14 protein-coding genes and 1 pseudogene are annotated in these 14,964 nt (G+C 40.9%); all 15 read right to left on the minus strand.

Features of this window, described 5'->3' with window-relative positions; translation table 11 throughout:
* Positions 1-8: 8 nt before the first annotated feature.
* Entirely contained in the window at positions 9-608 is a 600-nt protein-coding gene (locus tag ACK8P5_RS17385) for a methyltransferase domain-containing protein (RefSeq protein WP_422657520.1), read from the minus strand.
* Positions 609-702: 94 nt separating this feature from the next.
* Positions 703-1,612 (minus strand): annotated as a pseudogene (locus ACK8P5_RS17390) (aminopeptidase).
* 132 nt (positions 1,613-1,744) lie between these two features.
* Positions 1,745-2,275, minus strand: a complete 531-nt coding sequence (locus ACK8P5_RS17395) for a GNAT family N-acetyltransferase (RefSeq protein WP_422657521.1) — start codon at positions 2,273-2,275, stop codon at positions 1,745-1,747.
* Positions 2,276-2,319: 44 nt separating this feature from the next.
* Entirely contained in the window at positions 2,320-2,601 is a 282-nt protein-coding gene (locus ACK8P5_RS17400; protein ID WP_422657522.1) for a hypothetical protein, read from the minus strand.
* Between the two features lie 117 nt (positions 2,602-2,718).
* A complete protein-coding gene (locus tag ACK8P5_RS17405; protein ID WP_422657523.1) occupies positions 2,719-3,132 on the minus strand; it encodes an SMI1/KNR4 family protein in 414 nt (137 codons plus the stop codon).
* Positions 3,133-3,254: 122 nt separating this feature from the next.
* Positions 3,255-4,406: a phosphotransferase gene (locus ACK8P5_RS17410; RefSeq protein WP_422657524.1), complete on the minus strand. Its 1,152-nt coding sequence runs from the start codon at positions 4,404-4,406 to the stop codon at positions 3,255-3,257.
* Positions 4,407-4,537: 131 nt separating this feature from the next.
* Positions 4,538-5,329: a sugar phosphate isomerase/epimerase family protein gene (locus ACK8P5_RS17415; protein WP_422657525.1), complete on the minus strand. Its 792-nt coding sequence runs from the start codon at positions 5,327-5,329 to the stop codon at positions 4,538-4,540.
* 15 nt (positions 5,330-5,344) lie between these two features.
* Positions 5,345-6,241 (minus strand): phytanoyl-CoA dioxygenase family protein, encoded by an 897-nt coding sequence (locus tag ACK8P5_RS17420; protein WP_422657526.1) that lies wholly within the window; start codon positions 6,239-6,241, stop codon positions 5,345-5,347.
* 148 nt (positions 6,242-6,389) lie between these two features.
* Positions 6,390-7,505 (minus strand): aminopeptidase, encoded by a 1,116-nt coding sequence (locus ACK8P5_RS17425; RefSeq protein WP_422657527.1) that lies wholly within the window; start codon positions 7,503-7,505, stop codon positions 6,390-6,392.
* Between the two features lie 25 nt (positions 7,506-7,530).
* The gene (locus tag ACK8P5_RS17430) at positions 7,531-7,860 is read right to left on the minus strand and encodes a low molecular weight protein tyrosine phosphatase family protein (RefSeq protein WP_422661505.1); all 330 of its coding nucleotides are present in this window, start codon (positions 7,858-7,860) and stop codon (positions 7,531-7,533) included.
* A 203-nt stretch (positions 7,861-8,063) separates the two neighbouring features.
* Positions 8,064-8,948, minus strand: a complete 885-nt coding sequence (locus ACK8P5_RS17435; protein WP_422657528.1) for a carbohydrate ABC transporter permease — start codon at positions 8,946-8,948, stop codon at positions 8,064-8,066.
* Between the two features lie 18 nt (positions 8,949-8,966).
* The gene (locus tag ACK8P5_RS17440) at positions 8,967-9,899 is read right to left on the minus strand and encodes an ABC transporter permease (RefSeq protein WP_422657529.1); all 933 of its coding nucleotides are present in this window, start codon (positions 9,897-9,899) and stop codon (positions 8,967-8,969) included.
* 72 nt (positions 9,900-9,971) lie between these two features.
* Positions 9,972-11,648 carry an extracellular solute-binding protein gene (locus tag ACK8P5_RS17445; RefSeq protein ID WP_422657530.1) on the minus strand — a complete coding sequence of 559 codons (1,677 nt, stop codon included), beginning with the start codon at positions 11,646-11,648 and terminating at the stop codon, positions 9,972-9,974.
* A 115-nt stretch (positions 11,649-11,763) separates the two neighbouring features.
* Complete coding sequence (locus ACK8P5_RS17450) at positions 11,764-13,065, minus strand: response regulator transcription factor (RefSeq protein ID WP_422657531.1); 1,302 nt, start codon at positions 13,063-13,065, stop codon at positions 11,764-11,766.
* A 20-nt stretch (positions 13,066-13,085) separates the two neighbouring features.
* Complete coding sequence (locus ACK8P5_RS17455; RefSeq protein WP_422657532.1) at positions 13,086-14,801, minus strand: sensor histidine kinase; 1,716 nt, start codon at positions 14,799-14,801, stop codon at positions 13,086-13,088.
* Positions 14,802-14,964: the final 163 nt, after the last annotated feature.

A 14,964-nucleotide genomic window follows, 5' to 3' on the forward strand; every position in this document is an offset into this window, starting at 1 on the left:
AATCCCTCCTAAGCCGTTTTTCTTATTTTCATACAGTAGAAGCTGATACTTGAATAACGCTTATACTCTTCTACATGTTCTATTTCCATATTAATTTTAGGTAATAGTGCAAGTAGTTCTTCTTTCTTGTGATACTTATCAAAATCCATGTACATGAAATAACCACCAGGTCTCATGATTTCACTAATCTTCTCAAAAGTTTGGGTATATGCTCCGATCTCATGAAGTGCCGACCCGATCATTGTGACTAGATCATATTCCACCTGCGGAAGCTCACATGTTAAAATGTCATTACATATCACCGTTGAAGGATTCGTATGCCCCTCCCGCTCTTGCCTGAATCTAAATGTGTCACAGATCTGCTGATCGATATCGACACTCGTTAGTTGACCGCCAGACCCATGCAAGCTATAGCTAATAAAATCATCCCATTCCCCAACCCCAATACCGATATTACAAGCCTTCATTCCATCCCGTATTTCAAAATGTCTAGAAAAAAAGTCGCGCGTCTCAAGCTCAAGATACAAGCTTCTGGGCGACAAATTCCATTGATAAGCTTCTGGTTCACGCATGTTCAGATAAAATTGGAGTAACTGTTGGTCGTTCAAGCAGATCATCTCCTACATATATAATTGAACTTCCTGCCCTCTTAATCGAAACGCCCCAGCCATTGTTAGACTCGAGCGTTAGTTATCTAAACATCTATTCATCCGCTAAAAAAACCTCTGGATTCAATCCTTTAAGTTCATCAATTACAAAATAACCATCTTCTCTAATAAGCACATCATCAAACCACAATTGACCTCCACCGTACTCTGGCCTTTGTATACAAACAATGTCCCAATGTATTGAGGAGAGATTTGAATGAGTACATTGAATAGGTGCTGTTCCTACAGCTAAATGAATACTTCCCCATATTTTCTCATCGAATAAAATATCATTCATATGCTGTGAAATATATGGATTCAATCCAATACCAAATTCTCCGATGTATCGCGCTCCTTCATCTGAATTTAGTATTTGGTTGAGCTTATTGCTATCGTTAGCTGAAGCCTCGACAATTTTACCATCCTTAAATGTAAGTTTTACTTGTTCAAAGGTCGTTCCCAGATAATTCACCGGAGCATTGAATGACATATAACCATTAAGTGAATGTTTTTGAGGGATACTGTATACTTCACCATCCGGTAGATTTTGATGACCTGCATCCATTGCAGCAGGCATGTCTTTAATAGAAAATATTAAATCACAGCCGGGTCCCAATATTCTTACTTTGTCTGTCTTTTTTAGTAACTCAACCATCTTTGCCATTTGTGTGGAAAGTTTAGAATAATCTAAATTGCAAACATTAAAGTAATAGTCCTCAAATTTATCTGTAGACATATTAGCTTTTTGAGCCGCAGAGGCGTTGGGATACCTCAATATACACCACTTCGTATCACTCCATCGATGTGCATGAACTTCATCCTGCGAGATATGTTTCTTCCACTATTGCTTTTACGAGAAAATTTTCATGTCCTTCCACTTCAATCAATAATTTTTCATCCTTCTTAATACTCAGTGAATATTGCACAACATTACGAGCAAGTGTCTGCATTCTAGGATCCTTCATTACAAGCCTCCATCCCAAATTTTGTATTGAGATTATGTCTTGAATACATTATCAATTCGTTGTTATATGTCGTTAACTTTAGAGAAAGTCCGTATCTTGATAGATATGAATTTCCCCTTCCGACTACTCATCTCATAACTTAAACTCTAATTGAAAATCCCGTGGATCATTTTGGTAAAGCTTCTTATTGATTTCGACCGACTCTTTACAACCAATCGCAAAATAAAATGCAACGGTCTCTTCTGCAGACCCAGCACATATATATATTTTGTCTGCTTGCCATTCCCTTGCTACGTCTGTGATGATGAAAAATAGCTTTTTACCGATCCCTTTATTTCGATATTCTAGTGATATAAATAATTGTTCTAATAAGACATATTGATAATCTTCACCAAACATCTCACGGTTTACTGTAGCGAAGCCTATTAACTTATTGTTATCATCAAATGCACCTACCGCATAACCTCCAGAAGTAATGGTTGCTCGCAAACTATTGAAATGATGTTCGTAACCACTCGCCCAATCTGAATCTTGATAATTAATTTCGACTAATTGGCGTACTCCATTCACTTCTCTCCATGCTCTTCCTATGTATTGTGATGGATTCATATCATTGAGACGTTCACAATCTTCAACCAATAGCTCTCTATATTCGACATTCATTATGTAACCCCCTGTTATTGTAAAACAATGCTTGTGCTTGCACTTCATTCTCCATCATTAAGAGCTATTGTCAGAGCTTCAAGCTCGCCTTGATGATCTAAATGTCTTAGCGTATTTTCGACATCTTCCCAGTTTAAAGTTTTCATTATAATTAAATGTCTAATATGTATTCCAGGTGGGTCGATACTGTTACTCGCAAAATGTTCTACTAATTTATCAGGTGTGGTTAAGATACACCAACGCCTAGATCCATCGTTGAATGTCAATGCCACTTCTACGAAGCACTCTGTTTCAATATCATCGTCAAAGCACCAATTCTGGTACATCTAATTGTGTGATCGCCCATATTGAATTCATACAACTCCTCGTGTCATCCACTCCAATATTCGCTAGATAAATAAATGATATCGTCCCATCATGAAAACAACCAATAGCGGATAGCATCATTCTTGTATTAGATCCGTTATCATTTGTTCGATGTCATCATACAAAGGGGTGACTACTTCTGTCTCATGATCGAGATAATAAATTGTTTCTTCCATCTTTCCTTCAGGGCCTACCTTGAAGCACAATAAATCCCCTGTTCCATCTTCAGCGATAAATATCATTCGGTCCTCTAAACCACTATAATTGGATTCCTTATTGTTTCTAACAATGTCATCCCAAGTCTTAGCTACTCGTTTACTATCAATAATCGGGTATATCACCCACTCATCAATTTCTGCCTGATTTACTAACTGGATAAGCTCTCGAAACTTATCTGGAAATCTAGCTCCTAATTGTTCTTCAGTACGTGCTATATCTATTTCTTCAGCTCCAGGCTTTCTTGTAAATATCAACTTCCGCAATTCCTTCAATGGTTTTACCTCCATATAACTAAAACTAACGAACCCATAAAAATTAGATCTGTCTTGATATCCTCAAGATCTTCAAAGTATTGCTTTGTATCCATGAAATAACTTTCCTTTCTTAACACACATCACAAAAGCAGTGTGTCCATGATCTGATGAAATTTCATTTTGTAATTATCCAAAACATCTATTCCATACCCGTTCATGAATTCTGAAACTTCTTCTTGTCTAGCTGAATAGACCGTTAAACTCTTGATCATATAGTAAATATCCAAATAAGGATCCGAGATCCCTGCTTCGCCAACATCTAAAAATGCGTTAAGGTCCCCATTATGAATCATGACATTCCCAGAACCGTAGTCACCGTGAGTGAAAGTCAATTGATCGTTAGTAGCTTTATTGCTTTTAAGAAAATCCATTAATTGTTCAAGCGTATGATCAGGGAATGAAGTGCGAACTACCTCATTTACTTCATCCATATGTTCTAGAATGTTTTTCCTAACCATGGCTGTTAAATTATCGGGGGAGAATTGTTTGAAGGGGCAACCATCGATTTTTACGTCATGTAGCTTTCTCAATGCCTCTCCTAAAATAAAGCCCATACTTTTTTCTCCATCTTTTGGCTGATACTTAGAGGCAACACATCCGTCTATATACGTCATTAACAAATACTCTTTTCCCTCTTCTTCTTCGTAACTAATCACTTTAGGAACAGGGAGTTTACCCTGCATCCATTTCAATCTCTCAACTTCATCAAACAAACTCCCAGGGTATTCTCTACTTTTAATTTTAATTATGTATTTTCCGGAATGAGTTTCTAGCTTATGTACGGTTTGATAGTGTCTTCCTTCATTTATGGGCGTAATGTTTGTAATTTCCCCAACCACATTAAGTATGGTTTGTGGTAAATAGAGCGAATGGTCTATCTGCACAGCGTTACTAGTCTCATATCTTTTATACCACTCAAATAACAAATTACTAAACTCCGTTTGTTTATAAATAAAACTCTCTTTATATTCGTTATCAATAGCCTTAATTCCCATTCCAAAGTGATCATCTAATTCATGAATGATATATTCAAAGATTTCTGCTTGGTTCGCGCCTTGTTTTAATAGATCTATTAATTGGATAGTAATACAATCATACTCGTCATCAGGTGCGCCTCCACCTATCAAACCTACAGGGTCCCATTCATTGACGAGTTCTTGAACTTGATCAAATATGTCTACGTACTTCATCTTCAGCCTTTTTATCTCATTGATTGAAGGGTGCTTCCACATGTTTACACCTCCACTTTATAGATACTATAAAAGTTAGACGCTCCATACTCCGCTAATGTTCCTTCTCTTCTAGGAATAAAAAAAGGAATGGGATCATTCGATCATCCCATTCCTCTAAGCCATAACATATTTCACATAAATTTTGTCTTCATTCTATCCGACATCCACGAACACACATCCCACAAATCAGCGACAGGTTGATTCGTATAGGGTAGTGTGTGCATGTATCCTGGTGGTCCGAATTCAGGCGTAACAGTTGTATAAGCATGTCCTTGCTCCGTTCGAGATTTCAAGATTTGCCCCCACCACGACTCATGCGCCGCTAATTCACGGCTATACTCTGGAGCGCCAGGATGCGGTACTTGCGGGCCTTCCGCGTAGCCTACCCGGGCATGAATATGAATTGTTCGATCTATGGCAAGTTGTAAATGCTCAGCTTGATCCTCGAGCAGAGATTCGCAGACGCAACACCAGTGGCTGAAATCGGCAGTTATTTTCAAATCTGGGATAGCATTGAGCAGTTTTGCTGTCGTCCACGGCGTAAACATGGCACGGTGCCGATGTGTTTCATGTCCGATTGGAATACCATACTGTTTCTCTACTTCAATCGCATGATCAAAAAATTGTAATTGACGCTCAAACTCCATACAATCCCGCGCGCTGTGAGAAATGATTAATTTCGGCTTCAAGGCTGCTGCAGCAGCAACTTGTGCAGTAAAATGTTCTTCATGATTTCCTGATGTGCTAATGAGAGCAATATAATCGAGATTATATTCCTCAAGCAGCGCTGCAAATTCCTTATGATACTCGACCGGAATCCCACCTTCAACTCCTGTATATCCTGCTGCTGCGATTTTTGCCAAGCTTTCCTTATAGGAATATTGCTCCATTCCCCATAACGACTTAAACATCCTTAATTCCATATTGATCTAATCCTCCTATACGCCCCACTCTTTACGTGCTTCCTTAACCGACTTCGAAGGAGTCTTCCCCCAAGCGTAATGACCCTTCGGCTTTTTGCCAATCCAGCGCTCATCGACTGGTTCAGAAGCCAGTTGGTAACGCGTGTCTGAGCTTATCCGGAAGCGGTTTGTCGTATTGTTAAGTGAAGCATGCATCATGAACATCCCGAAGATAATCACATCACCCGCTTCAAATGCTGTTGTTGCCCACTGTCCACCGTACATGTCCACGATTTCTACCGGATCATCGGAGAACCAACCTGTTGCCACATTATCCCGATCGACATCCATTTGACCGTAGGTTTGCTTAATTTTCTCGTAGTTTTGCGAACCAAGCAGCATGGCAAGCGTACCAAGCTCAAGCGGAATATCACTAAAAGGTGTCCACATCGTGTAGACATTCTTCGTCCCGCGTCCCATGTAAACGTTATCATAATGTGCGCCCGTATTGCCTCCTTTGGCAATCGCTCGTGGCCATTTGAAATCATAAGTCAGGATAGGTCCACCTAGAAGCTGCTCAAAGAACGAGAATACTTTAGGCGAATTCACAACGTTCAGGAAATGAGGGAACTCCTCTTGAAGATCAGCGGCGCTTCTTCCCCACATGCCGCCCTTGTTCTCAGGACCAATGATCCCTTCCTCAATCGGTGCATCAGGATCCAACTTGCCAGCTGCCTGCAAGGAACGAAGAAACTCCATTCGGGCCTCAAGTACCTCTTCTCGGTCGTGAAAACCACGAATCAATAGATAGCCATCCTCCTGCAATCGCTGACGAAGCGCCTCCGTGTCATTCAAAATATCATTAGAGCTGCGCAGCTCCGTCAAATATGTACTACCCATTTCGAGCTCATGCTCACCGATTTGTACCTTCATATTTATCTCTCCTTCCGCATTATATAAGATTTGAATATATTCAAAGTATAGGGAAGGAAGAGCACAAAGTCGTTAATGAAAACCAGACTCGATTTACGCAAAAACCGACATCAATGTTATTCGATGATCTCAAATCATCTACCTTTGATCACTTTAAGTTCTCCGGATTGAGTCCCTGTAATTTTTCAGGAATAAACAAGCCATCTTTACGGATTAAAGTATCGTCAAACCATATTTCTCCCCCACCATAATCAGCCCTCTGGATATTTACAATATCCCAGTGTAACTCGGACCAATTCTCATTCCCTGGTGATCCAAGCGGAACACATCCAGGCGTGAGATGGAAGCTTCCCCATATTTTTTCATCGAATAAAGTATCTTTCATCGCTCTTTCAATATAAGGGTTCAGACCTATGCCGAATTCACCAAAATACCTTGCACCCTGGTCCGTATCTAATAATTTATTTATACGCTCTGTATCATTCGCAGTAGCTTTAACAATTCTGCCATCCTTCACTTCAAGACAAATGTTATCGTATGTAAAGCCTTCTTTTAATGAGGGGGTATTATACGAGATTATGCCGTTGACCGATTCTTTCACTGGCATGGTATATACTTCTCCATCCGGAAGGTTCATGGTGCCCGCATCTTTAATCGAAGGCATACCCTTGATTGAAAAAGTTAAATCTGTTCCTACACCCTTGATTCTAACTTGATCGGTTTGATTCATGAACTCAACGAGATGATCCATTTCCTTATCCATTTTGGAATAATCTAAATTGCATACGTTGAAGTACAAGTCCTCAAAATCCTCTGTCGACATATTCGCCTGTTGAGCCATGGCATGGTTAGGGTAACGAAGAATACACCATTTCGTATGATTATATCGTCTTCCATTGATGGGTTGAGCATAATGCCTCCTATACATCGCCATCTTCTCGGGACTAATCCCGCTTAACTCACTCATATTCTCCCCGGCTCTAATGAGTATATAAGCTTGCATATCATTCACTCTGTTTAATTCATAGGATGCCATGGCTATTAATTGTTCCTCGGTACAATCGATTAATATTTCTCTCAACAATTCATGATTATTAACGAGCAGAAATGGGACTCCAGAGGCACGATATGCCTGTCTCACCAATTCTTTAGCCAGAGGAATTTCCAACCCATCCACTTCAATTAATATTTTCTCTCCGGGTTGTAGTTTCACCGAATATTGAATGAGATTTGTAGCCAGTTGTTCCATTCTTGGATCTTTCATCCTTAGTCTCCTTCAGTAAAGCATATTATTCTGGCACTTCAATATGTTCAGATACTCTTGATTTCAATATCTCAATCAACTCTTCATCCATAAACCTGTAATCATCAGGAATATCGAGACAAATCAAACGTTTATTCATTAATTTATTGGAGAATTTCTGTGTAAGCCGCTGCTTATGCTTCTTCTCCATCACAAGAATCATATCCGCCCAGCCAACATGTCCTTCGGTTACCTTAATTCTTGCGCCATCTTCCGTACCAGCGGAGCGAACCTCATAGCCATTGTATCCATCAAAAATCTTCTCCGCAGTTAAACTGCGCCATTTGTTGCGGCTGCATATAAATAGTAATTTTATATCTTGTCACCTACTTCTTAATAATATCTTGGGTGCATTCCCATAAGACCCTATCATTCTATCACACATAATTTTGGAATATATCTACATTTATTCATGCTTGAGGAACAAAAACAGCCCGTTCGCACAAAATGCGCCCCGGACTGCTTGGAATACGATTCTTCTTGTACACCAACAACTTTTCAACTAATACATCCTGATAATTACCCCTTAACACTACCTACCGTAATCCCCTTCACAAAATACTTCTGCAAAAATGGATATACCACCATAATTGGCAAAGCACCCAAAAAGATTTGTGCGGTTCTCAGCGTCTTCTCACCAAAGCTCTGCATCGAGGCCAAGTCCTCTACTGAAATACTCTCTCGATTAGAGGAAGAGATCAGCGTAGACAAATACGTCTGAAGCGGATATTTCTCCGGAGAGTTCATATAGATAATACCATCAAACCATGCGTTCCAATGTCCGATGATCGTGAACAGCAAGATGGTCGCAATCGCAGGCAGCGATACAGGTAAATATATTCGGAACAGTAGCGCTCCATGCCCCGCACCATCCATGAGTGCTGCCTCGTCCAAATCTTTCGGAATATTACGAAAAAAGTTAAGTAACATCACTACATTCCATACACTTAGTGCGCCTGGAATGACGAGAGCCCAAATCGTATTCAATAGCCCGGCATCCTTGATGACCATATAAGTAGGAATGAGGCCGCCACCAAAGAACATCGTGATGACAAAAAACCACACGTAAACCGTTCGAGACTTGAAGTCTCTCGTTTCTCTGGATAAAGGATAAGCACATAATATACATAGCAGCATACTAATAACGGTACCAATAACAACACGCTGGACAGAAACCCATAGGGACCGGAAGAACTCCACTTTCTGACCTAGATATACGTAAGCATCCCATGTGAATTCTACAGGCCATAACCGGACGAGTCCAGCGACGGCTGCCGAATTCGAACTGAACGAGACGGCTAGTAAATGAATGAACGGAATAACGCCGAGCATGGTGATCGAGGCGAGGACAATTCCGTTGATGATCTGAAACGCCACTCTAGACATTGACGGTTTATAGTGCATGTATGACCTCTCCTCTCGCTAGAATATGCGGTAATTGGTAAATCGATAAGCCATATAATATGAAATGGATACTAAGAGAACGGATACCACAGATTTAAACAATCCAAATGCAGCAGCAGGTGAGAATTGCTGATCGATTAATCCCATTCGATACACCAGCGTATCGACAACGTCAGCACTCTCATATACCAATGGGTTATATAGAAGCAAGATCTGCTCGAACCCAGCATTTAATACGGAACCTAGACTGAGCGTGGTGAGTAGTACAATAATTGGAACGATTCCTGGCAGCGTTATATTCAGAACTTGCTTCCACCTACCCGCTCCGTCAATCTCTGCCGCTTCATATAAATTGGGATTAATCCCGATAATAGCCGCGAGGAAGATGATCATGTTGTATCCCATCCCCTTCCAAACGTCGGAACCAATCAAGATACCTCGAAACCAGCCCTTTTCTCCCATGAACATAATTGGTTCGGCTCCAAAATAAGCAAGAATGGAGTTTAAAGGACCCTGCAGTGAGAAGATCTCAAATATGACACCTGCCAGTATGGTCCAAGACAAGAAGAACGGTAAGAAAACACTAGTCTGAACCGTTCTGACCACCCAATTCCTTCTGATCTCCTGCAACAGCAAGGCTACAATGAGTGGAACTAATAGCGAGAATATGATTTTGAGAACCGCGATTATTATTGTGTTCCATAACACCTGATAGAAATCCGGCATGTTGAAGATATACTCGAAGTTTTTAAACCCAACCCACTTGGAGCCAAAGAATCCTTTTGCCGGCGAATATTTCTGAAAAGCCATTACGATGCCAAACATAGGTCCATACGCAAATACCAGGGTAATTAAAACGCCCGGGATCAGCATAAGATGGAGCGGCAATGTAGGGACTCTTCGCTTCGACTTTGGAGCAAGATCTGCTGGAGCTTTTGTTGTATTCAACATTCGTTCTTCCCTCCTATAACCGCAAGGGAGAGAGTCGAATAATCCTACTCTCCCCTACTGTCTAACCGATGACTACTTGTTCTTATACCATTCATTTACTTCGTCTGTGATATCGTCACCACCAAGCTTCTTCCAGCTATCTACAAATTTATCGAATTCACTGATCGGAGCTGAACTCATAATAATCTTCGTAAATGTCTCATCCATCATTTTATTGAGAGAGGTGCTTTTCTCCGTCATAGTCTGTGTGGCTGTACCATAGAACTCATTCATGACATGCGGCTTATCACGTAATTGACGGGTTATTCCCCAGCCGCCGTTCTCTGCTACACGTCCTGCATACATGCCCCACTGCGACTCGTCTCCGTTCAAGTATTTCTTAGAAGATTCAAATACAGAAACGGATGTTGCATTGACAGATTCAAGTTTGTCCTGCTTATTCTTTAATGCTTCATTGACTTCTGTGTACGTTGTTTCCGTATTAAACGGATTGTAAATTCGAGGCTGATACCAGTTGTATACATAACCGTTCTCTGCTTTAACTTCATCTTTGTACTGAGGCTTTTGTAATTCATGATAGAAGTTAGCCATTTTTATGATAGCATCTGGATGCTCGTATCCTTTACGTACCGCGTAGATGGAGCTTAGTCGCTGACTTGGAACCAAGGTTGCGCCTGGTTTTCCGTTGTAGGAAGGAATCGGAACGGCTACCCAATCAGCATCTGGATTTTGTTCGCGGTTCGTGTTAAGCGGCCATCCTGGATACCACCATTCCCCAAACGATATACCAACTTTGCTAGCTACGATATCTTCAACCACTTTATCCATGTCCTTGAATGCAAACTCTTTGTCAATCAATCCTTTTCCATACCATTGATTTAAGCGTTCGAGTGCCACTTTGGTCTCCGGTTGAATCTCGCCTGCAATGAGAGCACCTTCCGCATTCTTGATCCACGCTTTCGGGTAAGCTCCCATGGAGTAGAAGAAGCCCCGTGTATCAAATCCCCAAGAGATTAGACTCTTATGAAAAGCAATTCCGTAGGTATCTTTCTTGCCATTTCCGTCTGGATCTTGGTTCACGAAGGCTTCTGCGACCTTCTCCAGTTCATCTAACGTCTGTGGCAAGCTAAGATTCAGCTTATCCAGCCAGTCCTGACGAAGCCATAAGATCTGAGCAGACATAAATGGATCTTCAAAGTTAGGAAGTGCTAATAGCTTTCCATCGCTTTTAAACATATCAAGCGTCTTGCCGCCATCCGCTTCCATATATCCCTTCAACTCTGGGGAAGCATACTTCTCGTACGCTTCCGATAAATCCTGAAGCATATCATCCTCTTTTAATTTCTCATAATCGGTGATCCCGATGGAGAACACGTCCGGTAAATCACCAGATGCGATGGACAAGGAGAATTTTTGCTGTGCTTGATCACTCGGTACTTGCCAGAGGAACTCAACCTCGATGTTCAGCATTTCTTTCAGCTTGGTTAGATAAGCATTGGTTGCTGGAGTAGTCCCTTTTGGTGTCTTCGGATCTTCTGGATCTCCAAAACCAATCACTTGGGTTACCTTCACCGGTTCCGGGTACTTCCACAGTGGATCTGTCGAGATCTCCTGATCTTTATTGACAGCCGGTGTATCCTTTGATGGCGCCGAAGCATCCTCCTTACCACCGCAACCAGCCAAAACGATGAAGATAACGGAAATAAGCATCGTCCAAACGAATCGTCTCTTTTGCAATAATGCTGCCATGTGAAGCCCCCTTTTCATTAGTTACATGCAAAATGTCTACATAAATAAGCGTATTCTTTTATGAATACGCTTTCAATATCACTCTTTTTACATTGCTTTCGATTTGTTTACCATCTTACTGTAAATGTGCTTCTCTGTATTCCTGAGGTGTTTGTCCGGTTAATTTTTTGAAAAAGGTAGTGAAATAAGAAGGTGAATTGAAACCAAGTCGGAAGGCGACATCCTGAAATTTCAGCCTCTCCTCTACAATCATTCTTTTTGCAACCTGAAGTCTGGTGTCTGTAATATACTCCGACAGATTGTGACCCGTAACCTGCTTGTAGTATCTAGATAGGTAACTAGGATTCATGTGTACCTGTTCGGCAATACGTACGAGCGACAGATCATCATTCAGATGATCCGAAATAAATGCCTGTACCTTCTGCACCCAGCTCTCATGCCCATGATCCTTCTGAATATGGCCTACATCCAATATGGATAGGTGAATAGGCTCAGCTATAATAGACTTTACTTTGGTTTGCAAGCAATCCATCTCTCTCTTCCATGTAGACCATGTCAGAGGTTTACTCTGAAATATGAAAGAAATTTCAAGCTTTAACAGAGCAAGAAATTCATCTTGAATGTCCTCAAGGACCCCTCGTAAATAATTCGTCAACTGATTCCAATCCATCTGCCCTTCTGGATTCTGAAATGTTGTATCCTCCGTTTGGGGCTGAATCAGCCACACAAATAAAGAATCCTGCGTAACGAATCCATTACTTCGAAGAAGCGGGGGTAACAGTTCATCAAACACATTTAATACATGTCCATAACTCTGAATTCTGGCGTCCCAAGATATCTCATCTGTCCAGCAGGCATAGCCCATAAGTAGAATAAATGGAGCATTCGTTTGAATCTGCCACTTCCCTCCTCCTTTTTCCATCAAGGAAATGCCTGTGGCTTGCTCTTCTAATAGTGCCTGAAGCCACTCTCTTGTCAGCAGTGGACGTAAATATTCCAGCTCCGTATGAACACGCTCCAAAATATTCTGTTTATTTCGCTCACCATCCAGCTCATCTATCACACTTTGAATAACACTTAACAAATGATCATCATGCTCTGTCTTCAGAATAAAGTGAGCAGCCCTCTTCTTCATGGCACTATAGATGTAATTAAAGTCGTTATAACCTGTCAAAAAAATAATGCGACACTTCGGCCAATAATGCATAATATCATCTGCCATTTCAAGCCCAGACTTCCACGGCATGTCAATATCGCTAATTACGATATCTAGTTTCGTTCTTTTCATCATATCCGCAGCCTCTTCAGAACCATACGCTTTGCATAGATCCAGCTCATCCTTGTAACGAGCTGTAAGCAATTGCGATAAACCTTCCACGACAATAGCATCGTCATCGACAATCAATATTCGGTACAATGATGGAACCTCCCTTTGTGTTATATAGGCAGTGTTAGCTCTACACACATACCTCCTAAGTGACTTCGACTGACCTGTAACTGACTTCTTCCTTCATATCGCAGCTGTAATCGACGATAAACATTAACAAGTCCGGTCTTCTCGTTCAAGGAATTAGGACTAGATAGCTGATAATTTAGATCCTCGATCGTTTTGTCCGAAAGTGACTTGCCACTGTCTTCCACACGTATCACAACCTCTTCTGGCCGATGTTCCACCGTAATTAAGCATGTCTCATGCTTTCTTCCTTGTTCAAAAGCATGTTTGAATACATTCTCAACAATCGGCTGGATAATGAGACGTGGTACAGAAATATGTGCAATTTCTTCTGGAAGTGGTTCAATGCCAATGTGTACCGAACGTGCAAAGCGAATACGCTGAATATCACAATAGACTTCTGCATGCTCATACTCTCGCTCTAACGGGACTTCATCATTCCCGCTTCGTGTAACAAATTCATAGAAGGTGGCAAGCTTCTGTGATAACTCTGCGGCTCCTTCCATATCCTCCGCCCTGCACATACGATACACATTATAAAAACTGTTATATAAAAAATGAGGATTGATCTGAGATTGCAGTTGACGCAGTTCAGATTGTTGAAGTAGCATCTTGTGCTCATAATTGAGCTCAATTGAAGCATTTAATTCACTCCGCATCCGTTCAAATCTATCATTTAGATAGGTAAACTCATTGACCGGGAATGAAGAGACCATAGCTAACTCTTGCGGGTTCATTTCTATTTTTCGAAACGCCCGAATTAAATGGAGCAACGGTCTATGAATCATTCGGTTGACCGACATAGCAAAGATGACGATGATGATTAAAGCACCGACCGTAACCGCTCCAATAAGCCAATTGTATTTGCTAATTACACTAGTAATTTCTCTCTCATCAATATATGTATACAGCGTACTCCCTAATGAATTAATTCGATTATAGAGTACGAGATAATTTTTGTCCTGAAAGGTTATTTCAAACTCACCGATCTGCCACCTGCCATCGTTCTGATCCAGCATATGCTTCGCAATCTGAGCTTGTATATCATATTGCTGAGTGGAACTAATAATAGAATAAAAGTGATCATCCGCTAAGAAAAAGCCATTATTCCCTTGCTTCGATACAACATTCTCAGATAGAGTGAGCATATTATTCTGAGGAATCTGGATGAAAGTGGTGATGGTTGCGTTCTTCGATGTCTCTACGAAATACATTTGTCCGTAATAGATATAATAAGGTTTCTTCTGCGTTATTGCCATTTGGCGAATTTCATCCCACTTACTACCGGAGGAGAACGCACGAACCCCGTCCCCGAGCGATACAACGCGCCCGAGAGGTTCTATATATACCGCAACATCTCGCACAAAATCGCTAGAATTCCCTATACTCTTCATGGTATCCTGAATCTCTTTCGTAAGCATCAGTTCCTCATACTTGGTCAGGGTACGCGCCTTGAAACTGAGTTCCTCCAATTTAGGATTCGTCATGAAGACGAGATGCTGATTGCGTATAAACGTAATTTGATTGTTTAATTGATCTCGATAATAATTCACCTTTTCTCTTGTCGATTCGAATAGCTTCTCTTTCATATATGAAACCGCATTCATATTTACGATGATTGTTGTTGCAGTAATGGGAATTACCAACGCAGCAAAGACGATAATCACTTTTTGATAAACTTGCAGGTTCCATCTCTTCATCTTATGAACCTCCGGACGTATTTTCATATGTGCAAAAAAGCCGCACTGTAATATAGTGAAGTGCAGCTAGAAGATAGCTAAGTTGTTTACATGATTCATCTCTAGTTCTAAGTTTCCACTACGGACTGTTATTTACGTTTTACAGATCAAAAAACATTTTCAT

The sequence above is a fragment of the Paenibacillus sp. EC2-1 genome, assembly GCF_049311625.1.
Classification (GTDB): domain Bacteria; phylum Bacillota; class Bacilli; order Paenibacillales; family Paenibacillaceae; genus Paenibacillus_AQ.

What these genes read in the sequence shown, in the direction of transcription:
- ACK8P5_RS17445 (WP_422657530.1), bottom strand. Translation starts at nt 11,648, where the DNA reads ATGGCAGCATTATTGCAAAAGAGACGATTCGTTTGGACGATGCTTATT.
- ACK8P5_RS17425 (WP_422657527.1), bottom strand. Translation starts at nt 7,505, where the DNA reads ATGAAAGATCCAAGAATGGAACAACTGGCTACAAATCTCATTCAATAT.
- ACK8P5_RS17400 (WP_422657522.1), bottom strand. Translation starts at nt 2,601, where the DNA reads ATGTACCAGAATTGGTGCTTTGACGATGATATTGAAACAGAGTGCTTC.
- ACK8P5_RS17420 (WP_422657526.1), bottom strand. Translation starts at nt 6,241, where the DNA reads ATGAAGGTACAAATCGGTGAGCATGAGCTCGAAATGGGTAGTACATAT.
- ACK8P5_RS17415 (WP_422657525.1), bottom strand. Translation starts at nt 5,329, where the DNA reads ATGGAATTAAGGATGTTTAAGTCGTTATGGGGAATGGAGCAATATTCC.
- ACK8P5_RS17435 (WP_422657528.1), bottom strand. Translation starts at nt 8,948, where the DNA reads ATGCACTATAAACCGTCAATGTCTAGAGTGGCGTTTCAGATCATCAAC.
- ACK8P5_RS17395 (WP_422657521.1), bottom strand. Translation starts at nt 2,275, where the DNA reads ATGAATGTCGAATATAGAGAGCTATTGGTTGAAGATTGTGAACGTCTC.
- ACK8P5_RS17440 (WP_422657529.1), bottom strand. Translation starts at nt 9,899, where the DNA reads ATGTTGAATACAACAAAAGCTCCAGCAGATCTTGCTCCAAAGTCGAAG.
- ACK8P5_RS17455 (WP_422657532.1), bottom strand. Translation starts at nt 14,801, where the DNA reads ATGAAGAGATGGAACCTGCAAGTTTATCAAAAAGTGATTATCGTCTTT.
- ACK8P5_RS17410 (WP_422657524.1), bottom strand. Translation starts at nt 4,406, where the DNA reads ATGTGGAAGCACCCTTCAATCAATGAGATAAAAAGGCTGAAGATGAAG.